This is a genomic window from Agriterribacter humi, assembly GCF_009192765.1.
Classification (GTDB): Bacteria; Bacteroidota; Bacteroidia; order Chitinophagales; family Chitinophagaceae; genus Agriterribacter; species Agriterribacter humi.
Map to the genome: position 1 here is coordinate 459377 of NZ_VOHQ01000002.1, position 21324 is coordinate 480700.

The 21324-nt window shown below is 43.0% G+C and carries 13 protein-coding genes and 1 tRNA gene; 9 read left to right on the plus strand and 5 right to left on the minus strand.

What is annotated here, in order from left to right; translation table 11 throughout:
• Nucleotides 1-16 precede the first annotated feature (16 nt).
• The 7 genes from FRX45_RS05010 to FRX45_RS05040 all read left to right on the plus strand — a co-directional run bounded on the left by FRX45_RS05010 (nucleotide 17) and on the right by FRX45_RS05040 (nucleotide 10158).
• Nucleotides 17-997 (plus strand): Gfo/Idh/MocA family protein, encoded by a 981-nt coding sequence (locus tag FRX45_RS05010; RefSeq protein ID WP_152267301.1) that lies wholly within the window; start codon nucleotides 17-19, stop codon nucleotides 995-997.
• A 572-nt stretch (nucleotides 998-1569) separates the two neighbouring features.
• Nucleotides 1570-2343: a helix-turn-helix domain-containing protein gene (locus FRX45_RS05015; RefSeq protein WP_193311585.1), complete on the plus strand. Its 774-nt coding sequence runs from the start codon at nucleotides 1570-1572 to the stop codon at nucleotides 2341-2343.
• Nucleotides 2344-2536: 193 nt separating this feature from the next.
• Complete coding sequence (locus FRX45_RS05020; protein ID WP_193311586.1) at nucleotides 2537-4150, plus strand: isochorismatase family protein; 1614 nt, start codon at nucleotides 2537-2539, stop codon at nucleotides 4148-4150.
• A gap of 71 nt (nucleotides 4151-4221) precedes the next feature.
• Nucleotides 4222-6531 (plus strand): alpha/beta hydrolase family protein, encoded by a 2310-nt coding sequence (locus tag FRX45_RS05025; RefSeq protein ID WP_152267304.1) that lies wholly within the window; start codon nucleotides 4222-4224, stop codon nucleotides 6529-6531.
• An 18-nt stretch (nucleotides 6532-6549) separates the two neighbouring features.
• On the plus strand, nucleotides 6550-7914 hold the full coding sequence (locus FRX45_RS05030; RefSeq protein ID WP_152267305.1) for a Gfo/Idh/MocA family protein: 1365 nt from the start codon (nucleotides 6550-6552) through the stop codon (nucleotides 7912-7914).
• 36 nt (nucleotides 7915-7950) lie between these two features.
• Nucleotides 7951-8811, plus strand: a complete 861-nt coding sequence (locus FRX45_RS05035) for an SDR family NAD(P)-dependent oxidoreductase (protein WP_226804976.1) — start codon at nucleotides 7951-7953, stop codon at nucleotides 8809-8811.
• Between the two features lie 42 nt (nucleotides 8812-8853).
• The gene (locus FRX45_RS05040; RefSeq protein ID WP_152267306.1) at nucleotides 8854-10158 is read left to right on the plus strand and encodes an MFS transporter; all 1305 of its coding nucleotides are present in this window, start codon (nucleotides 8854-8856) and stop codon (nucleotides 10156-10158) included.
• Between the two features lie 157 nt (nucleotides 10159-10315).
• Here FRX45_RS05040 and FRX45_RS05045 read toward each other — a convergent pair.
• Both FRX45_RS05045 and FRX45_RS05050 read right to left on the minus strand, forming a co-directional pair.
• Nucleotides 10316-10389, minus strand: a tRNA-Pro gene (locus tag FRX45_RS05045).
• Between the two features lie 54 nt (nucleotides 10390-10443).
• Complete coding sequence (locus FRX45_RS05050; RefSeq protein ID WP_152267307.1) at nucleotides 10444-13515, minus strand: AsmA-like C-terminal region-containing protein; 3072 nt, start codon at nucleotides 13513-13515, stop codon at nucleotides 10444-10446.
• Between the two features lie 71 nt (nucleotides 13516-13586).
• Here FRX45_RS05050 and FRX45_RS05055 point away from each other — a divergent pair, with 71 nt between their 5' ends.
• On the plus strand, nucleotides 13587-14177 hold the full coding sequence (locus FRX45_RS05055; RefSeq protein WP_152267308.1) for a TrmH family RNA methyltransferase: 591 nt from the start codon (nucleotides 13587-13589) through the stop codon (nucleotides 14175-14177).
• A gap of 857 nt (nucleotides 14178-15034) precedes the next feature.
• Here the strand turns inward: FRX45_RS05055 and FRX45_RS05060 are convergent.
• The 3 genes from FRX45_RS05060 to FRX45_RS05070 all read right to left on the minus strand — a co-directional run bounded on the left by FRX45_RS05060 (nucleotide 15035) and on the right by FRX45_RS05070 (nucleotide 18063).
• Nucleotides 15035-15904, minus strand: a complete 870-nt coding sequence (locus tag FRX45_RS05060; protein WP_152267309.1) for a DUF4412 domain-containing protein — start codon at nucleotides 15902-15904, stop codon at nucleotides 15035-15037.
• Nucleotides 15905-15984: 80 nt separating this feature from the next.
• A complete protein-coding gene (locus FRX45_RS05065) occupies nucleotides 15985-17178 on the minus strand; it encodes a hypothetical protein (RefSeq protein WP_152267310.1) in 1194 nt (397 codons plus the stop codon).
• Nucleotides 17179-17214: 36 nt separating this feature from the next.
• Nucleotides 17215-18063 carry a type 1 glutamine amidotransferase gene (locus tag FRX45_RS05070; protein WP_226804978.1) on the minus strand — a complete coding sequence of 283 codons (849 nt, stop codon included), beginning with the start codon at nucleotides 18061-18063 and terminating at the stop codon, nucleotides 17215-17217.
• A gap of 245 nt (nucleotides 18064-18308) precedes the next feature.
• Here FRX45_RS05070 and FRX45_RS05075 point away from each other — a divergent pair, with 245 nt between their 5' ends.
• Nucleotides 18309-21314 (plus strand): RHS repeat domain-containing protein, encoded by a 3006-nt coding sequence (locus FRX45_RS05075; protein WP_152267311.1) that lies wholly within the window; start codon nucleotides 18309-18311, stop codon nucleotides 21312-21314.
• Nucleotides 21315-21324: the final 10 nt, after the last annotated feature.

Genomic DNA, 21324 nt, shown 5'->3' on the forward strand with positions numbered 1-21324 from the left:
TCAGAAAAAGGTAGATATGAAAGTACGCGTTTGCATTATCGGAAATGGAAACTTTGCATGCAGCGTTCATTACCCGTCACTACGCTCTTTTAACGAGGTGGAAATTGTTGGAATAATGGCCTTCAATAAAGAACGCCTTGAAAAAACAGCTCAACGCTTTAGTATTCCGGAAAAATGTATTTTCCCCGTTTCGTCTGTTACCGGCTACCAGGCTGTTCTTCGCCAGCTAAAGCCGGATGCGGTATATGCTATCGGACCTCCCGAGCATATGTTTGATGTGTGGGTTTGGTGCCTTGAAAACCGCTTCCATCTTTTTATTGAAAAGCCTATGGGCTTAACATTGCACCAGGCAGAAATACTTGCCGGTTTGGCTGCCGTAAACAACTGCATCACGCAGGTTTCCCTTCAGCGGCGGAATATGCCGCTGCTGCAAAAGATGAAAGAAGAATGCCATAAAAAAGGGGCACTTACGCATGCGCTGGTAACATTCAATAAGTGTGCATTAACACCGATGAAAAGCGCACGGGACAGGATGCACGATGATTTTATTCATTGCATAGATACAGCGCGGTGGCTTATGGATGGTGAAGTGGTGAAAACAGAGTCTTATTGCCGGCGTATAGGCGTTGACGATATAAACTGGATAAGTGCGCATTTATACTTTGATAATGGTAATACCTGTCATACTATAGGCAACTGGAGTTCGGGCAGAAGGGTTTTCAGCGTGCAGATGCATGCACCGGGAATTTGTGCGGAAGTAGAACCAGAAGTGGAAGGCCGGGTGTATGCCGATGGTGATACAATTGGTGAGCATTATAAGCGTGTAGACGTAGCCGGTAGTGATGAACTATTTATATATCGAGGATTCAGGGAAAAAAACAGGGAATTTATACATTCCGTGCTAACAGGAAAAGATGGAACTTCATCGCCTTTTAGAGATACCCTTAAGACAATGAAAATTTGCGAAACCATATTGGCGCAGGCAATGCTAAGATAGATGCTCCACAGAAATGAAACTTTGAGAACTAAATTAAGATTAAAACGAAGGATGGGCAAAATGATTTTATAGAAGCCTTTTACACATATAGGGGGTGTTCTTTTTGATCAGCCTCAACTTTTTTATGGATGTTCGTCTCATAAGTGCCTGTAAAACGTTGTGCAGGGACATTGGGCAAATGTATAGCAGGCTTTCCTATGTACTTTAGCAATAGAACCGGTTTAAAAGAAAACGATTTTTAATTAAATCCTTACTTCACCTTTGTAATCTCAGTATATGAAATTTAGTTATAACTTATTGTAAATCATGTAATAATATTAAAATAAGTTGGTAATCAAAAAAAAGTATAAATGAAATGCTATAAATAGCACCTAAAATTTGTATTTTAGGAAATCGTTTTCCTAACTTTATAATAATATTTCTGCTGCTTCAATCTTTATGTCATGTTACAGGTATTGAAACCCTCCTTTAAGCAAATCTTTTTTAATACAAGTAGCTGCTTTCATTTAAAGGTTGACAGGGGGGATAAGCTGTACAGGGGGATGCATTACCATCCTGAAACTGAGCTTATCTTGATAAGACGATCAAAGGGAACAAGAATTATAGGCAATGCTGTAGAAGTATTTGGAGATAATGACCTGATGCTGATAGTATCTAATATTCCGCACGGTTTTTTACATGATGAAGAAACGTTGAATACAGATAACCCCGCTCCGGAGGCATTGGTAATGCAGTTCGGAGAGAACTTCTTAGGCAGGGAGTTTTTAAAACTTCCGGAATTGAAAGATGTACACGAGCTGTTTATTAAATCACAGAACGGTATATATATAACAGAAGAGGGAAAAGCAAATATTATTCCTCTGATGGAAAGAATGTTCGGCGCCTCATCATTGGATGCTATCATTATTTTACTTGAAATATTAAAACAGCTCACATCAAAAACCCATTCCCGGGAACTTATTCACAGCAACAGGCTTAACAACGATATCAACTGCACAAATGATCATCGTTTTAATGATGTTTTAAATTATACCTATTCCAATTTCGATGAACGTATCAGCATAGAAAAAGTAGCGCGGATAGCCCACCTCACAAGAGAATCATTCTGCCGCTACTTCAAAGCGCTGGCAAATAAAACATATATCGAATTTTTAACTGAATACAGGATTAACAAAGCCTGCCAGATGATCAGGAACGGAGACAGGTCTATGAAAGAAATTGGCTATGCCTGCGGCTTTGACAGCCTTTCTAATTTTTATTATCAATTCAAAAGGATCATAAAATTAAGCCCGCTTGAATTCAGCAGGCATTGCATGCAAACCATAGGCCGGAAAGAAATGGTGTAACTGTATTTGTTCAGGGGTCTGCAGCCGTATTTATCAAAGTACAATTGCATTAAATAAATGATTGTTTTTTGTAGGAAAACGAATGAAAATGATTTATTAATACAGAACCCGGGTTATGAATAATTCTTTAAAACCAATTTTGATTATGCGCTTATTTTATTTAAGACGATGTTTTCGAAGCGGAAAATTATGCATGGCTGCAATAATTTTCATTTTTGGATCAATCACGCCCCCTGCGATGTATGCACAGACTTCAGCCGGTACAGGCAACACGATCAACGTTTCCATGCAGAAAAGAGTTAAAGGCGATGCTGCCGTGGATAATTATGCTATTGTAAATGAAATTCAGCAATGGGATCCGAAGCAAACGGCGATCATCATTTGTGATATGTGGGATAAGCATTGGTGTAAAGGCGCTACAGCAAGAGTGGCCGAAATGGCGCCAAAGCTAAACGAAGTGCTGACCATAGCACGCAGCAAAGGCATGCTGATCGTGCACGCGCCCAGTGATTGCATTGGTTATTATAAAAATCACCCGGCAAGGAAAACAGTATTGAAATATTACGACAAAAAATACGATAAGCTGATTGACAACTCGAATGTACCTGGTGAAAAAGGTGCTACCTGGCCTATTGACCAGTCGGATGAAGGTTGCGATGACATGATACAATGCACCCAGGGAAAGGCATGGACAAAACAAATTGATGCCATTAAAATAGAAGACAGTGATGCCATCAGTGACTCAGGATCGGAAATTGCTTCCCTGTTTGAAAAAAAGGGAATTAAGAATGTGATCTTATCGGGCGTACACACCAATATGTGCGTAATCGGGCGTACGTTTGGGTTACGCAGCATGGTAAGGTTAGGTAAAAATGTTGTACTGATGCGCGATATGACCGATGCTATGTACAACTCACGGAGAGCTCCGTATGTAAATCACTTTACCGGTGTACGTTTAGTTGTGGATTATATTGAACAATATGTTTGCCCAACCATATTGTCTACTGATTTTACAGGTAAAAAACAATTGCGCTTTAAAGACGACAAGCGCCCTGTTGTTGCTTTCATAACAGCAGAAGGAGAGTATCATGCCAACCAGACGCTTCCCCGGTTTGCTCATGAGCTTATGCTGCATGAAGGAGTAAATTGCGAATTTGCTATAGGTAAACCCGCGATGGATGGACCGGGCAGGCACAACCTCGAAAATCTACAGGTACTCCAGGATGCAAGCCTTGCCGTGTTTTTTGTACGACGCGTTGCACTTGAACCGCAGAAGATGGATATGATAAAGAACTATATAAAGAGTGGAAAACCTGTACTGGGCATCCGCACGGCAAGTCATTCCTTTGATGCCAAAGGCAATGTTGCGCGTGAAGGCGGCGGCATCACTCAATCCAGTGAAAATGTATCAGGTTTTTTAGCACAGTGGCCGGAATTTGATGAAGAGATACTGGGCGGTAATTACAAGGGACATTATGGACATTTGGAAGAAAAAACAAAGATCGCCATAGTACCTGGCATGGAAAAACATCCTTTATTAAAAGGTGTAGGTTCTAATGGTTTTGGAAGCGTAAGCTGGTTGTACCAGAATCGCCCGCTGCGCTCTGCTGCTGTGCAGGTGCTGCTTACCGGCACTATACCCAATGAGCCGTCAGAACCTGTGCTTTGGGTAAATCGCACCAAATACAATAACAAAGTGGTATATACCTCGCTGGGACATTGGGAAGACTGGAATATTCCGGATTTTCAGCAGGTTCTCGTAAATAGTATTCATTATTTGCTGAATGATACCGGCAAAAATAAATAACTATTTTACCCCGGGAAAGCATAACGAATAATGAAAAGTGATTAACCCTTTTGGCAGTTACAAGATGTTTTATGAAAAGTTTTTTTCGATATATAGCATGCCTTGTCAGCACACTCGCTGTTCTGCTGCATGGTATGGCACAGCAAGCCATTCCTTTCGCCAGCACACCCTTAACAGGGAATGAAGATTTATCTGTAAAAATGGTAAATGGCATCAATGATTTCCTGATACAGGAAACAAAAAGAAGAACATTGCAACGGGCATCACGCTGGAAACGCGACTTTAGTTCTGCTGCCGCGTTCGATCGGTCTATATCTAAACAAAGAGCTGAATTGAAAACATTACTGGGTGTAACAGATGAAAGAATACAACCGGTACTGCAGATTGCTACACGTAATGACCTGGCTCCGTATACTATTGTTGAAAAAGAATATACCGTCTCCGCTGTGCGGTGGACAGTAATGAACAACCTGTCGGCAGAGGGTATATTGATCATTCCCGCAAAAAAAGTAAAGGCAAGGGCTATGATTATTCCTGATGCCGGCATCGAACCTGAAGCGCTTGCAGGGATGCTCAAAGGAGCAGATACTGGGAGTGCATCAGTGCTGGCATTGGCAAAAAGCGGAGTAGAAATACTGATACCGGTTCTCATAAACAGGGACTATACTTATTCAGGTAATCCTTCCCTGGATTTGTATACCCAACAACCACACCGGGAATGGATTTACCGTCAGGCGTACGAAATTGGGCGCCATATCATCGGTTATGAATTGCAAAAGATTTTCTCGGGTATTGACTGGCTGGAGAAGAGAAATAAAGAAGATGGCAATAATACGCTTGCTGTAGCAGGTTATGGAGAGGGAGGAATGCTTGCCTTGTATGCGGCTGCTCTGGATAGCCGTATCACTGTGTCGCTCGTAAGCGGCTATTTTAATGCGAGGGAACAATTGTGGGAGGAGCCTATTTACCGCAATGTATTTGGGCTGCTTAACACGTTTGGCGATGCGGAGCTGGCTGTAATGAATTGGCCGCGCAGGCTTATCATTGAACACACAACAGTTTCGCCTGTAAACCATCAAAATGCCGGAGCTGCACCTGGCAAAATAATATCTCCTTCTCTTTCAACGGCAGAAGCAGAATATCGCCGTGCTGCTACCATCATCCCTTCTCAAAACGGGTTGAATTTTATAACAGCGGGTCAACAATTTTTTTCTGCGCAGGCATTTGCTGCATTTGCAAAAGCGATGAATGTGCCGTTCCTGCCCGGAAAGATATATCATTCACCGGCAATTCAACGATCTGCGGATTGGATCAAAATTCCGCAACGGCAGGAAAGGCAGGTGAGGGAGATGACAGAATGTACACAACAGGAACTTTCTGTATGTGAGCGAACGCGCAACCGCAATTTTTGGCAAACGTTGAAGGGCTCTCCTGAAGAGCAGGCTGCTATTAAAGAGCAACAAAGAGAACGTTTCCGGAATGTACTTGGTAAAATGCCTGCGCCATCGGGTCCCTTCAATACCAAAGCACGTGTGTATCAGGAAACGGCAAAATGGATAAGTTATGAAATCACCCTGGACGTTTTTGGTCCGGAGGTATTTGCCTGGGGAATACTAACTGTTCCGAAAGATATCAGGCAGGGCGAAAAAAGGCCGGTTGTTGTTTGTCAGCATGGGCTCGAAGGATTACCTTTTGATGTTGTAAATACAGATTCGACCCAAAAGAATTACAGTGTTTATAAGGGTTTCGCTACCCGTCTGGCGGAAAGAGGGTACATTACTTTTGCGCCGCATAATCCATACCGGGGCCAAGATAAATTCAGAGTAATTCAACGCAAGGCTAATCCAATAGGACTCACCCTTTTCTCAGTCATCATCAGCCAGCACCGGCGGATTGTGGAATGGTTGCAGGAGCTTTCTTTTGCAGATGCTGAAAAAATAGCGTTTTACGGAATTTCATACGGAGGTAAAACAGCTATGCGTGTCCCGGCTGTTGTTAAAGGATATTGTTTATCCATTTGCTCGGCCGATTTTAATGAATGGGTTCGCAAAGTTGCTACTACGGAACATTCATTTGGTTATGTATATACCGGTGAATATGATATGCCTGAATGGGACCTGGGTCACACTTTCAATTATGCAGAAATGGCAGCATTAATAGCGCCGCGACCCTTTATGGTAGAGCGGGGATATTTTGATGGGGTGGGCGCAGATGAATGGGTGAGTTATGAATTCGGAAAAGTACAACGCTATTACGATTTGCAGGGGCTTGATACATTGGTTGCCATAGAACACTTTACAGGGCCACACAGTATCAATGGTAAAGCAACTTTTGAATTCCTGGATAAGCATTTAAAAAAACCGCCGGGTACAAATTTTTAATCTTTAAACAAATATAGTATGCATAGACGCAGTTTCATCCATCACATGTCGTTGGGAGCAGCAGGTATTGCGCTGCAACCATCTTTTGCAAACACCCCAAAAAATGCTGCGGCCAATAAGCTTGTGCTCTCGCTCATTGGTTGTGGCGGCCGGGGATTAAGCGTGCTTTCAGGAATAGTTGCTGTTAGCGATGATATAGAAGTAAAATATCTCTGCGACGTAAATGAAACACTGGAAGGCATTAAAACAGCCATTGACAAATACAGTAAAGCCCAGGGTTATGCGCCGAAGTTTACAGGCAATATGAAACAGGTGTTTGATGATAAAGACGTGGATGCTGTTGTAATAGCCACGCCGGAGCATTGGCATACACTGGCAACCATCTGGGCACTCCAGGCAGGCAAGCATGTGTTCGTGGAAAAGAATCCAACCCTTTCCATCTGGGAGGGAAGGAAGATGGTTGAAGCCGCAACAAAATACGGGAAGGTAGTGCAGGTTGGCTTTGAGAACAGGAGCGCTACATATGCATTTACCGCACGGGATTATATAAAAAGCGGGAAACTGGGCAATATTGTGCATGTAAAATGTTACAATATGCTGGGAGGGGGCAAGTGGATGCCTGAAGCTGATACATCAGTGCCCAAAGGTTTGAACTGGGATGCATGGCTGGGGCCGGCAAAAAAAGTGCCTTATAACCCTAACCGTCACAGCATGACCGGCCGTGGCGGATGGCTTGATTTCTGGGATTATGGCGGTGGCGCTTTATCTGATGATGCCAGCCACGTGATGGATCTTGCACGGCTTGCCCTTGGAGATCCCGGGCATCCAAAATCTGTATACTGCAGTGGAGGCAATATTGCGTTTCATTCTGAGAAAGAAACGCCCGAATTTCTGAATATCACTTACGACTGGGGAAATGGATTTGCGATGACCTGTGAGAGTGGCAATTTCACGCCTTACATGCAAAAAGTGCCGGGAGAGATACGGTTTTCCAAAACCGAATTCCCTTTTTGGCCGCAAACTTCCACCCGCATAGAGATATACGGAACAGAACGGCTGATGTACCTGGGACGCCACGGCGGCGGATGGCAGGTAATGGAAAAAGACGGCAAAGTAGTGGACTCGCATAAAGATATTTTCCCTGATGTATTTCACCATCAAAACTTCGTTGAGGCTATACGGTTAGGCAAACCCGCTAATGGGAATGTACTGCAGGGGCATCTGAGCGCTTCACTCGTGCACCTGGCAGATATCTGCTACCGTACGGGCAACAAACAGTTGTTCTTCGATCATCAAAGCGAACGTTTTACCAATAGTGAAGCGGCAAATAAATTATTAAAGGGCAATTACCGGGCGCCTTATGCGGTTCCCGAAAAGGTATAAAATTTACGTGGGATGTAGTGCTCATCCCCGGTGCTGATGAAAAAAGTACCGGACGATGAACGGAGCGACGCAACGAAAGATCAATCTGTGTTGCTGTTGCCGGTAACCCCAAAGCATTCAATTATCCAACAGAAAATAAATGATCAACAATTAATGGATATACAAAACAAGGTTGCCATTATAACCGGTGGCACACATGGCATAGGAGCAGCAACAGCGCTTGCATTGGCCGGACGCGGTGCGGCGGTGGCGCTCGTGGCAAGGAATACAGCAGATAATGATATTCAGCAAAAAATTGAAGCGCTGGGTGCTTCGTGTATGATGATTGCTGCCGACCTGGGCAGGGAAGACGAATGTATAAGGGTTGTGGAAGAAGTGGAAAAACAATGGGGGCGCATAGATATACTGGTGCATAGTGCCGGTGCGGCGGCGCCGGGCAGTTTGCTGGATGGGGCAAGAGCGGTATGGTACCAGGCCTTTGATGTGCATATACATGCTGCTTTCCATTTGTGCAGGGCGGCCGTTTCATATATGAAGCTGCAGAAAGAAGGAGCTATTGTATTAATATCCTCTGCTGCAGGTTTGCGCGGTGTAAAAAATGCATTGGCCTATGCTGTGGTTAAAGGAGCTATTCCGCAAATGACCAGGGCGCTGGCATTGGAACTGTGCGATGACAATATTAGTGTTAACTGTGTTTCGCCGGGCGTAATACGAACGCGTTTCCAGGATCACCTCAAGCCAGAGCAGGTAAAAAATAATATTGACAACAGGATACCGTTGCACAGGGAAGGCACTCCGGAAGATGTTGCGGATGTTATTTGCACATTGGTGCAAAACAAGTTTATTACAGGAGAAAATATAGTGGTAGACGGGGGGATGACGATGCGCATCGTATAATAAGGAACAGATTTTTTATAAAAGCGTATATTTTCAAAGCGCATGAACGACAATTCCCTCATACAACGAACTACCGCCCGGCCTTTGCGCATGCGCTGGCTCATGCTGAGCTTTGCATTTGTTGCAACCGTATTGAACTATGTAGACCGCCTTGCCTTTAATTATCTCAGTGCGGGCGAGCCGCTCAGATCAATGATACCGAATGATTATTTCGGCTATATCGCCACTGCATTTTTTGTAGCTTATATGGTTTCTAACCTCGTGTCGGGCTTTGTGATAGACAGGTTGGGAACACGGCTTGGCTATACGCTGTGTATGGCCTTTTGGACAACGGCTTCTTTGCTGCACGCTGTTGCAAGGGTGCCGTTTCATTTTGGGATATTCAGGTTCCTGTTGGGGATAGGTGAAGCCGGCAATTGGCCTGCCGCAATTAAATTAACAAGCGAATGGTTTACCCCGGAAGAACGCTCTACGGCTACCGGCATTTTTAACAGTGGCGCCGCTATCGGAGCGGTAGTGGCCCCGCCGCTGATTGCCTGGCTGGGCATGCATTACGGCTGGCAGCTTACTTTTGTTATTATCGGGTGCATTGGCTATATATGGGTGGCTGCTTTCTGGTTCACTTACTATACACCTGAAAGAGCGCTCAAAGCATCCAAAGCTCCCCGCATTCCGCCGCTAAAACTTATCAAAACACGTTTTGTGGGGTGGTTCACTTTCTCCAAGATCTTCATGGATCCGGTTTGGTATTTCATCACTTTCTGGATCGGCAGGTACCTGGTAGATGTGCATCACTGGGGATTAGAAAAGATTGGCTGGTTTGCCATGTTTCCTTTTATTGTTTCAGATATCGGTAATATTGCGGGTGGACTGTTTACCCACTTTATTATTCGCAGGGGAGTGCCGGTTCCAAGAGCAAGAAAAATAGCTGTAGGGCTTTTTGGCAGTATACTGGCTTTCACACTTATCCTCGGGCCATTGGTTATTTCAGGTCCTGCTACCGCATTAATCGTATTGAGCGTTGCAGGCTTTGGATATGCTGCTTATACAGCCAATACCATGGCTTTTCCTGCAGATGTGGTGCCGCTGAATGCCACCGCTTCTGTGTGGGGTGTGGCAAGCGTAGGAGCGGGATTGGGCGGCGCAATCTTCCAGACGCTCTCTGGTATTACCATTGAACATTTTTCCAAAACACATGGTTACACTTTTGCTTACAATAGTGTTTTTATCGGCTACGGCATAATGGCGCTGATTGCAGTGTTCGTTGTCATTTTTTTAATGGGACCACTGCAACAAAATAAAGCGCTGCAGCAAATAGCAGAACCCAAAGCGGATAAGCAGGAATGATTTCCACAACAAACTTCTTTTAGCGGCAACGCTATTTCTTCATAATCGCAGTGTCATTGATCTTCATTTCAATAAACCAATCTGGCTGTGATTCATTTATAAGAAAGGCTGTCACCAATAAAAAAGCCCGCCATCGCTAAAGCTATGGCGGGCGATGTCGGGATGACAGGATTCGAACCTGCGACCCCGTCGTCCCGAACGACGTACGCTACCGGGCTGCGCTACATCCCGAATGATTTTCCGGTGCCGCAAAAATATTGTGAAAATATTGTTCCGGCAAATTCATTATTCCTTCTTAGTTGTGTCCTTTGTGCTTTTCTTTTTGAGCAGGTCTTTCAGCGTATTTTTTACCGCCTGCTCCGCATTCTTTTTGGTACTCTCCAGCGGTTTTTCTGAATTGGCGCTGTCTTTCTTTCCACCCAGGATCTGTTTGGTAACTTCTTCCTTCAGGTCTTTTATCACCTCATTTTTTATGGCTTTGGCAGAATCCTGTAAGGTCTTTTTCGCGCTGTCTATTTTTTGCTGCGCGAAATCCACAGCCTGTTGCTTCATATCTGCAACCGCATCGCCTGCCGCTTCTTTCAGGTCTGTTTTGATCTGTGGATTGCTGATGGTACCACCCATTTTTATGTTCAGGTTAATGTAATCGCTGAGCTTAACCGGGATGCCTTTGCTGCTGGCCTGCTGCGCCAGGCTATTAATTAAAGCATTACCCTGTGTACCAATTATGCTGCGCGGCAGTTTCATGCCAATGGCATAATCGAGCGATTGATCCAACCCGTGCATTCCCCCAATTTCCATATCAATATCTTTCACCTTTACATGAAAAGGTTGTACCAGCACTTTACCATTGGCGAATTCAAAATGGGTTTTAATATCCTTTAATGTCAGTCCGTTCAAATCGGCCACATTTAATGTTTGGGCTATTTTTTCTAAAGGAGCGAATTTTTTCAGTACGCCTTCTAACAACAATAAATTACCCTTCCCTGTCAGTGAACTCATTACGGGGGTCATATCGGTTCCTAATTTGCCATTCAGGGTTAGCTGCGAATTGATGACACCTGATATGAATTTTCCTATCGGCATCAGTTGCTGAACCGTATTAAATGCGAAAAAAGTTTTTTCTACACTCAGCTCTTTCACATCGTATGATAAGGAAATAGCAGGATGTTTTTTATCGTTTTTGGTAGCGTAGGAACCATTCAAACCAATTTTCCCGTCTAATGCATCCATCTGCAGATTTTTTAACGTCACCGTTTCATCCTTAATGATTACTGTTCCTTTCAGATTGTTGTAGTCTGTTTTGTCGTAAGTCATTTTATCTACAGCGGCCTGCAAAGTAAAAGCCACATTTTTGGGTACCGCAAATGGTTCAGCGGCAGGACTACTGCTTGCAGCGCCACTATCGGCGGCTGGTGCAGAAGTCTCCGAACCCATAAAATCATTCAGGTTTACCTTGTCGGCGTGTACATTTAAAGTGCCTGCAACGGGCTCATCTTTCAGCGCATAACCAATGGCGTTATCAACAGATCCGCTGGCGGTAATATGCGATCCAAGGTATTCTGCTTTTAATGTATTGAGGGTAACGTTTTTGGGATTAAAGGTAAATGCAGCATCGCTTATCTTTATTCCGGATGGATAATCTTTATCGGCATATTTCATATCCGCTACATTCAATGTGCCGGCAAGATTGATCCTGTCATACGCTTCTTTATTAATATCAGTCTTGGTGCCTTTAAAAGCAATATTGGCGGAAAGCATTCCCGCTAATTGGGTGCCCGGCTCAAATGTGGTGAACTGGGCCGCATTGGCCAGGTTGAACTTGCCTTTTGCATTACCATCGAAATAAAGCGTGGTGGCAGGGTTTTTGATCAGCACATTAAAATCAACAGGATCATTGCCTACTTCTATATGTGCAGCGGGTATATGAATAACCGTATGATCGGCAACGCCGTCAGGGTTCTCAAATTTTATCTGGATATTGCTGTTGCGTACAGGCTGCGGAAAATCTTTGGAAGCATAGTTGAGGTTGCTGATATTGATAAATCCATTGGCAGTGAAGGGACCTGGTTTTTGTTGGGAAATTACTGCCACGTTTCCTTTGGCAGTGGCATCTGCATCTATAAGTCCGGATAATTTGGTATCATCGCTTAATTTAACAAACTGGGTTACCTGGGCAAGGTTTAATTTGCCCTTTACCGCTGCCTCAATATATTGATCAGTAACCGGTTTTTTGAGCAGTAGCCTGAAATCAAATGGATCATTGCCAAATTCTATATGTCCTTTGGATATGTCTATTACTGTGTTATCGATAACGCCATCAGGATTATCCACTTTTAGAGCTATCGCAATATTTTTTACCGGTTGCGGTAAATCGGGGTACTGGAAAAATCCATCCTCCACATTTAAGTTAATATTAAAGGCGGGCATCTTCACAGCATTGTATTCTCCCTTTACAAAACCGTTGAATATGGCTTTGCCGCTGGCTTTGATTTTGGCGAAATCATTTTTATAGATAGCCGGAATCAATGACAGTAAAGTTTTGAACTCGGTGGAGGGTGCATTGAATTTGATATCCATTCCATAAGTGGTATCATTTACAAATTGGAAATACCCTTCAGCAGCAAGTTTCAGGTCATTCAAAGCAATATCATCTGTTTTAAAAGTATATTTATCGTTCCTGTTATCTACCTGTATGTCTGCGTTTAATGTGGCTTTCGCATTTACCAGGTAAGGGATCTTTGTGTAGGTGAATGAAACCGATTCTGCTGATGTTTGTGTTTGAAGGGTAAATAGATCAGCCGTAAAATCGCCGCTGCCCGAATGATCCAGGTGAAAGATCTCGCTGCTCATATCACCGGGAATATCTGTATAGCTGATATAACCATCGTTGATCGTATATTTTTTAAGTTCAACATTGAAATTGCTTTCCGCTTCAGGCGCAGTGGTGGTTGTATCGGGTTTGGTAATATCCCAGTTCGCTTTGCCCTCCTTATTAACAATAGCGTGTATGCGTGGCTCATCAATGGTAACGGAATAAATCTTCATTTGGTCTCCGCCAAAAAGACTCATCAGGTTCAGCGCTATATCAATTTGTCTGGCGGCAATAAGCGTATCTTTTGAAAAATCGGCTGTGCCGATTACCTGCAGGTCTTCCAGCCCCACTGCCAAACGGGGAAAATGCCTGAACAGTGAAATATCTATATCCTTAAAATCAACCCGGGCATTTACATTATCATTGATCTGCGTTTTGGCTATTTTCATGATCTTTCCTTTGAAAATAAAAGGAAGTATAAAGGCGATGACCATCAGGACAAGGATAACAATACCTGTTATTTTTAAGACTTTTTTTAACATGATTTCCTTTTAAATAAGTTAAAGCCGAAAATAACCAATTATATTTCAGGCTATTTTTAAATTTTACAAATATGACGCCAGAAAGATATCAGCGACTGATGCAAGTGCTCAATAAACGTCAAAATAATCTTGCTGTTGTGCTGGAAAACGTTTTCGATCCGCATAATATATCTGCTGTAATGCGCAGTTGCGATGCAGTGGGTATACAGGATATATATGTATTGAACAGTAAAATACCCCGCCATAAAAAATGGGGTTCAAAAAGCTCTTCCAGCGCGGCCAAATGGCTAACGGTACACCAGTTTACAGATGCGGATGCCTGTATTACCGAAATAAGAAAAAAATATGGGAAAATATTGACCACACATTTAAGCAGTGATGCTACAGAGATATATGATATGGACCTTACCCGGTCTGTTGCCCTGGTTTTTGGCAATGAACATGCAGGCGTAAGTGACGAAATAAGAGCTTTAGCCGATGGTAATTTTATTATTCCGCAGGTAGGGATCATAAAATCCCTAAACATTTCAGTAGCCTGCGCTGTTACCATTTATGAAGCATACCGGCAAAAGAAAAAAGCCGGACATTATGATCAGCGAAACTTGCCGGAACCAAGGTTCAATGGCTTGTTAAATGAATGGGGAGTTACAGGTGAAGAATGAGAAAAAAGTAAAAACAACAGAAAATGGAAATAGATTAAGGTTTTGATGGGGATTGATTTAATCAGTAGCGCTAATATAGCGCTGCACCATTTTCTGTTGCTTTACCATTGCAATGATTTATACGGACGGTTAAAATACATTGCTGTTCTTCCTTAGGATGTTGGATCGGGTGTTGTTCTGGTTTAGGGTTTTTACAGGATTAAGGTTTTCATCAGGGATACTGGATCATTTGGATTATTGGATTCGGATATTGGATATGGATCATTGGATTTGTTACACAAAGAAACACCTGTTTGCATTGCTAAAAAATAGTGATTTATATAATTGACCGGTCATTCTTCTTCTACACTGCGGGAAATTTACGATGCAAATGGGGTAAGGCTTTCCCCTTAGGCTACTGTATGCCGCATAATTACATGCATAAATGTATATGATACAGTTATCTTCACATATACCGCAATTGAAGTCTGTGCGTATTTTCACCGCACGCTGGTAAATCTACGTGAAACGGCCCTGCACTCAATAACAGCAACCGTATACTAAAAATAACTGCATTTTACATTTAATTGATATAAGATAACCAGGAAAGCACCCCCTCACCCTCTTTCCCTCTCCGCACTGCGTAGAGGGACTTTGCTTAATGACAACACCGGGCATTGGTTCTACCTTTTCCATTCTTGAATAAAAGTGAACAATGTGTAGCTGCATCTGAAAAGAGAAAGGTTTGAAGGTGAGAAGTGAAAGAAGGTAGATTCAGCCCGTCGTTAGACGTACTCACCTGACCGCTATAACTCCTAAAAGCAAAAGACCTTCATTGCTGAAGGTCCTTACTGATTATAAATAGCCCCAAAACTTACTTAGTTATTCTCTTCCTGGGTTATCCTTACCCCGCGGAACTGTTCCTGCATTTCACTTAAAGGTTTGATGTCATATCCTTTGGGTATCTCAAAAATCTTATCATCTATTGCCGGATCAAGTTCTGCTTTGGTTACTTCCATGTGCATTTCAAAGCCATTGGAACGGCTTACATCGTAGCCCATAATAAAACCATCAATCTTGTCTAATCCGGCAATACCAAAACCGCCCCTCTGCCCGCGCATGCCTCTTCCAAAGCCGCCGCCTGTATTTCCTGCCACAGGATAGCCCTGCGCCATTTTGAAATCGGGAGTATACCAAACAATCGTTTCGTTTACTTCTCCCTGCCTGGATTTGGTTTTTATAATGGCTTTTTTACAATTGTACCCGGCGATTTTTTTCGTTTCGTTCGTAGCAACAATTTCCGCTTCCGGTATTGTGCCATTAGTGTTGCTCACTGATTGCCCGCGTGCCTGCCGGATTGAATCCCTGCGCGCCTGCATATTTTTTCTCATGGCTGCTTCATCTTCTTCCGTACTGTAAAAACCGGTTTTTCGTCCCATAGCTTCCCTGAGCGTAGTGGTTCTCTTATTCTTTTTATCAACAATTACGGTAGTATTCCCAAAATCGCTTTCATTATATGTTTTGATCAGGTCGCCTTTAAAATAAACCGTGCTTTTACTTTCCATGCCTCCTGCTCCGCCAAAAGTAGCATTGCCATCGTCATCGCCACCGGCATTGCGGTTTACATTTTGCGGAAAAGTAATTTCTGTTTTTGATTTTACTATAGCACGTTCAACCGTTTTTTGTTGGGCAAACCCTATAGTATAAGCGACCAGCAAAATTAATCCTATGAAAAGCCTTTTCAGCATTGGAAAAGATTTGTTGTTCAAAGCTAAACCCTAAATGATTCCGGTTTTGTTTTGGAAGGTTAAATAAGGTTAATAAGTTTCTAATGCGTTTCAAAAAAGCATACAGAGCCACCCACCCATTCCTTGTCTTTATTATAACGCACACCAATCATCTTTCCCTTGCTCAGGCGCGCCAGGTTGATGGCTGCATGCGGGCGTGCATCGCCATCGGGCCACACGTACATTAATCTTATCTCTGCTTTGGCTGGTACGTCAGGCGTTTCTATTACATCAGCATATTTTACTTTGCGCTGCAGTATCCAGTTTTCGGGGTCTTGTACTTTTTCAATATCCGCTGCTGTAATATCAATTACCACTCCCTGTCCTGCAAAAGAAAATAATGGCTTTAATACATAATGATCCAGATCATGCGGCAGTTGTTTCACCTCGTTCAAAAAAAAAGTTTTGGGTACATAAGGATGATGAATAAAAGGAAGCGTGAATTTGCTGATGCGGTAAAACCAGTTGGGGTGAGGTACCCATTCCACATCCCATTCCTTTGTAATGTCTATGCCATTAACCGGGCTGCACTGCGCTTTCAGATCGTCAAAAATTACCCGGTTGTATATTCTTTTGATTTCTGTTTTTCTCCCCTTATCCATGTAGAATAACTTTTTTCCTTCAGCCATCAGTTCTCTAATGCAAACGGGCCGAATGCCTGTATAATCCTGTGTACAGTAAAAATCAACTTTTGTTTTTTGCTCATGAGGGTTTATTTCAAGCAACACCACGTTTTCTGCGGCATGTTTACCCAGCAATAACTTCTTCAGCATGGCTAAATAACTGGTTTGATCATAACCATTGAGGTAATGACTGTAATTTGCAGGTATATCAAAATGTTTTTTTACTATTTCAGGATAGTATGCCTGGAACCCAAACAGGGTAGGGAAGCCCTGCATTTCTATGAGTTGAGGTTCCAGTTCATTGTCTTCATTGATGCAAACGCCAAAATCAAAAGCGATCATGTGGCTGTGGGGTGTCTCACCGGGTACATATTCGTCCCTGGGGATAGCCCTTTCCGTTATGGTTTTAAATTCAGGGTCTGTAATAATGTCTATTATGCTTTCGCAGGCATTAAGCATTTTTTGAGTAAACGGCTTATCTGCAAATACAGGGGTTTCCGCTACACGAAATTCAATAGCGCCCGGATGAAGGCTATCCAGATCTTTTAAAAATGTTTGATAACGGTTTGGAGTGAATGCTTCATTGAATGCTTTTCGCAAGTGGGGTACCATGGTTCATAAGTTTACAGGGAAGATAAATATTATATATTATACTTCCACTGTTTGCAAATGCTCCACTGCCTGGTTAAGGAAATTGGGCAGCACATGCGAATAGGTCCAGAGTATTTTATCCGGATCGTTTAGCTGCTCAATCATGGAAGCCCACTTGTCTGCTCCATACGCTGCTATAACGTCATTTTTTTTGTCCTCACGCTGCAGGTACATGCTCATGCCAATTGCATCGGCTTCGGGGTGAAACTGGGTGCCGATCATATATTCATTGAAACGAATACCCATGATGGCTCTTTCCAACGGCACATGTGGCCTTTCTTTTTCTATACAAAGCACAGAGGCGCCCATTTGTTTAAGCCGGTTGTGATTGGGGGTAGTTACCTGGTAATCGCGGCTGTCAACAGCATAGAAAGGGTCGTTCAATCCGTCAAATACAATTTCTTCTTTTCCTTCGTTCAGCAAATGAATGGGAAATACACCGAATGCCGTTGATCTTCTTTTGCTAACATTGGCAAGCCGGTAATGACGGCATACCAACTGGTATGAATGGCAGATGAAAAAGACGTATTTTTTTTGCTGGTTGCCAGGGTTATTGTTCCATGCTTCTACCTGGTTAAGCCAATGAAAATAGGCGTTTTCCCAGGGGCTGCCTTTGCTTTCTAAGGGGCTTCCGGGACCACCGCTTGAAATATAAATATCATAGGAGTTATCAGGAACTTCTGATTTTTGACGCACGTCAAATTCATCCCATTCCATATCAAGGAAATTGGCTTCGCCGTACTGATTCAATATTTCCCTGATGCATCGCATTCCCTGGTTAGCTGCGCCTTCATATAAATCGAGTATGGCTACCCTGACGGGTTTCTTTTCCACTAACTTCATCATGCAAATGTAATATTTTTTGAATTTTTGTGGAAAAACAGGGGAAGGCAGGTAGTTGTACTTAGCTGTTGTGCTGCTATTGGGCTGTTGTTGCCACGCCCGCCTGTACCATTCGGGCAGGCTCGCTTGTACACCTTTTGCGCTATGGAACCTATGCTTTTATGCTGACGGGGCATGCGTATACAAAATATTAGACCCGAAGCCGGATCCCGCACGTGCACATTGGCGTCGAGCTGCCTCTTCATCAAATGCCAACCAATTATTATTACAACAGCTTAAACCGGGTGGTAAAGCAAAACTCACCTGATGGCGGTACTTCCGAATTTTGGTACGACAGGTTGGGCAGGCTCGCGGTATCACAAAACGAAGAACAAAAATCGCCTGCGGTGGTTAATACTGAAAATCCCGCAGGCAGGTTCAGTTATACAAAATATGATGAATTGGGTCGTATAACAGAGGTGGGCGAGAAATTAAGCGCCGGTAATGTTACTGAGACCGATGCCCGAAATCAAACATGGCTGGATGCATGGCTGTCATCGGGCAATAACCGACAGGTAACCATTACACAGTATGATAAAGAACCTACGTGGGTTCCTTCATCGCTCGCAGGCTCATTGTTTAACTTACGCAAACGGGTAGCCGCCACCGCATTGCTGTCTGCCGGCTCCACCCCGGCAAGCAACCGGCAGGCAGCCAGCTATTACAGTTATGACATCAACGGTAATGTTAAAACGCTTACACAGGAAAATGCGGCCCTGGCTGCACGGGAAGCCACTTATGTAACCGGCAGTACGTGTCTGAAACAGATCAAATATGAATATGATTTAGTAAGCGGTAAAGTGAACAAGGTGTTGTACCAGGATGGGAAATGGGATCAGTTTTACTATCAATATAGATACGATGCCGACAACCGGTTAATAGAAGCCCTCAGCAGCCGCATCAATGAATCTAGCCACAGCTTATGGGTGAAGGAAGCCACCTATCATTACTACCTGCATGGGCCGCTGGCAAGAGTAGAACTTGGAAAAAACAAAGTACAGGGTATGGACTATGCCTACACGTTGCAGGGCTGGCTGAAGGGAGTGAATGGGCAGTTTTTAGACCCTGATCGGGATATGAGTAAAGATGGAAAGGCAGGTGAACCATTTGCTAACCTTGGCAGGGATGCCCTGGCATTTACATTGGGGTATTATGATAATGATTATAGTCCTATAAACGGCAACATAAACTCTCCTGCCTTGGCAGTGCAATTTCAGTCTCCCACATATGATGTAAAAGGAATTGTTCGCGATTTTACCTCCGGAAAACCGATATTTAACGGCAACATAAGTTATGCCACTTATGCCATATCGGAAGTTGAGAATGGCCAGACTTACGGAAAAACATACCGTTACGATCAATTAAACAGGTTGCATCAGGTTATGCAGCATTCTGCAATGCCCACAAATGCTGTAAGTTGGGACAAAAGCTCTGCGAAGGGTTTTTATTCACAACCAATCATTGGTTATGATGCTAATGGTAATATCATAACGCATTTGTGCAACGGCGGGCAAGATATAGCAGTTCCTTTTAGAATTGACTTTTTAACCTACTCATATAATAAAGATCCTCTTACGGGAGCGTTGATCAATAACCGGCTCAGGCATGTAAAAGACGCAATCGCCGTAGGTATTAGCTCCGTTGATATTGACAGCCAGGCAGATGATAATTATACATACGACAAGATCGGCAATCTTATCGGCGATGTTTCCGAAAACATAACCCACATAAACTGGACGGTATATGGAAAAATAGCCAGCATTACCAAAAGCGGCAATCCCATGCAGTATGGATATGATGCTACAGGCAACCGCATTACCAAAACGCTCAGTGCTACCAAAGAAGGCTATTATGTAAGGGATGCACAGGGGAATGTTTTAGCTTTGTATGCATACGACAACAGTTCTTTTACATGGGCAGAGCAGCATCTGTATGGCAGCAGTCGTTTGGGCATTGTAACACCGGGATTCACTATACAAAGCACCACACCATTAGCCAACGCCAATTACAATGCCACCGGCGACCCCGTCACCAATGGAACCGAAGGTAAAAGGATGTATGAGTTGACCAACCATTTGGGTAATGTGATGGTAACGATAAGCGACAGGAAGATAGGAGTAGACGATGACAGCGATACTGAGATTGATTATTATGAGGCAGAGGTATTGACAGCGCAGGACTATTACGCGTTTGGGATGTTGATGCCGGGAAGAACATACTCGAATGCAGGTGCGAAGTATAAGTATGGGTTCAATGGAAAGGAAAATGATAATGAGGTGAAAGGAGAAGGTAATCAGCAGGACTATGGCATGAGAATATATGATCCGAGGTTGGGTAGGTTTTTGAGTGTTGACCCGCTGACAAATAAATATCCCGAGTTGACACCATATCAATTTGCATCTAATCGTCCGATAGATGGAGTAGATTTAGATGGGTTAGAATATCTCAAAGGGCGAATCAGCGTATACGGGCTAAATAAATTTGAAGTCAGATCGGAAAATTACACAAGAGGTAATGTATGGGTAAAAAATAATGAAATCCATAAAATTGTTGAGGATCATGAAAATGCAGAAAAGGTTATTAGGGAAACCTCATTACCTAATCCCGGAGAACCATTAGATTTGAGCGTCACAAGATTAAAAACGAACAGCTCATGGAATAAAAAACAGGAAAATTATAGGCAAAAAATGGTATTTAAGCAAAATGTTAAAGGCGCTAGTGGAGATTTTGTCAGTGCAGCTATTGATGCTATAAAATTTGGCATCAGTTTATATTATACTAATTCGGATATACAGGAAATGGAAGAAGCTAGAACTAGTCTCGTGGCTTTAACTGATGCAGACAATTTGGTAAGAAAAGCAATAAGTAATAAAACGTTTCCAGATAAACTCGCGAACCCCGTTTTTAGGACTGATTTAGTAAACTTCATAACTGATGGGACGTTGCCAGAAGTTGATCTTACTAGTGCAGGGTATAGTGAAATAGTAAATGCTTGGGGACTCGTACTTTATGAAAACAGAGATGCAATCATTAAAGGAAAATTTAACTTTACATCAGAGTATTTAATTCCAGACCGAAAGAATCTTCAGACTGGTAGTGGTACAACTCATACGATAAATTATTGGAGAAAAGAAGGTAACAGTGATCCTCTTCTCAAAAAAGCCAGTGAATTAATAAAAGATAGAACACCATTTAAAAATGATACTATTAATTGATCAAACTGAT

What these genes read in the sequence shown, in the direction of transcription:
- FRX45_RS05030 (WP_152267305.1), top strand. Translation starts at nt 6,550, where the DNA reads ATGCATAGACGCAGTTTCATCCATCACATGTCGTTGGGAGCAGCAGGT.
- FRX45_RS05070 (WP_226804978.1), bottom strand. Translation starts at nt 18,063, where the DNA reads ATGATGAAGTTAGTGGAAAAGAAACCCGTCAGGGTAGCCATACTCGAT.
- FRX45_RS05010 (WP_152267301.1), top strand. Translation starts at nt 17, where the DNA reads ATGAAAGTACGCGTTTGCATTATCGGAAATGGAAACTTTGCATGCAGC.
- FRX45_RS05060 (WP_152267309.1), bottom strand. Translation starts at nt 15,904, where the DNA reads ATGCTGAAAAGGCTTTTCATAGGATTAATTTTGCTGGTCGCTTATACT.
- FRX45_RS05050 (WP_152267307.1), bottom strand. Translation starts at nt 13,515, where the DNA reads ATGTTAAAAAAAGTCTTAAAAATAACAGGTATTGTTATCCTTGTCCTG.
- FRX45_RS05020 (WP_193311586.1), top strand. Translation starts at nt 2,537, where the DNA reads ATGGCTGCAATAATTTTCATTTTTGGATCAATCACGCCCCCTGCGATG.
- FRX45_RS05025 (WP_152267304.1), top strand. Translation starts at nt 4,222, where the DNA reads ATGAAAAGTTTTTTTCGATATATAGCATGCCTTGTCAGCACACTCGCT.
- FRX45_RS05035 (WP_226804976.1), top strand. Translation starts at nt 7,951, where the DNA reads ATGAAAAAAGTACCGGACGATGAACGGAGCGACGCAACGAAAGATCAA.
- FRX45_RS05040 (WP_152267306.1), top strand. Translation starts at nt 8,854, where the DNA reads ATGAACGACAATTCCCTCATACAACGAACTACCGCCCGGCCTTTGCGC.
- FRX45_RS05055 (WP_152267308.1), top strand. Translation starts at nt 13,587, where the DNA reads ATGACGCCAGAAAGATATCAGCGACTGATGCAAGTGCTCAATAAACGT.
- FRX45_RS05065 (WP_152267310.1), bottom strand. Translation starts at nt 17,178, where the DNA reads ATGGTACCCCACTTGCGAAAAGCATTCAATGAAGCATTCACTCCAAAC.
- FRX45_RS05075 (WP_152267311.1), top strand. Translation starts at nt 18,309, where the DNA reads ATGCCAACCAATTATTATTACAACAGCTTAAACCGGGTGGTAAAGCAA.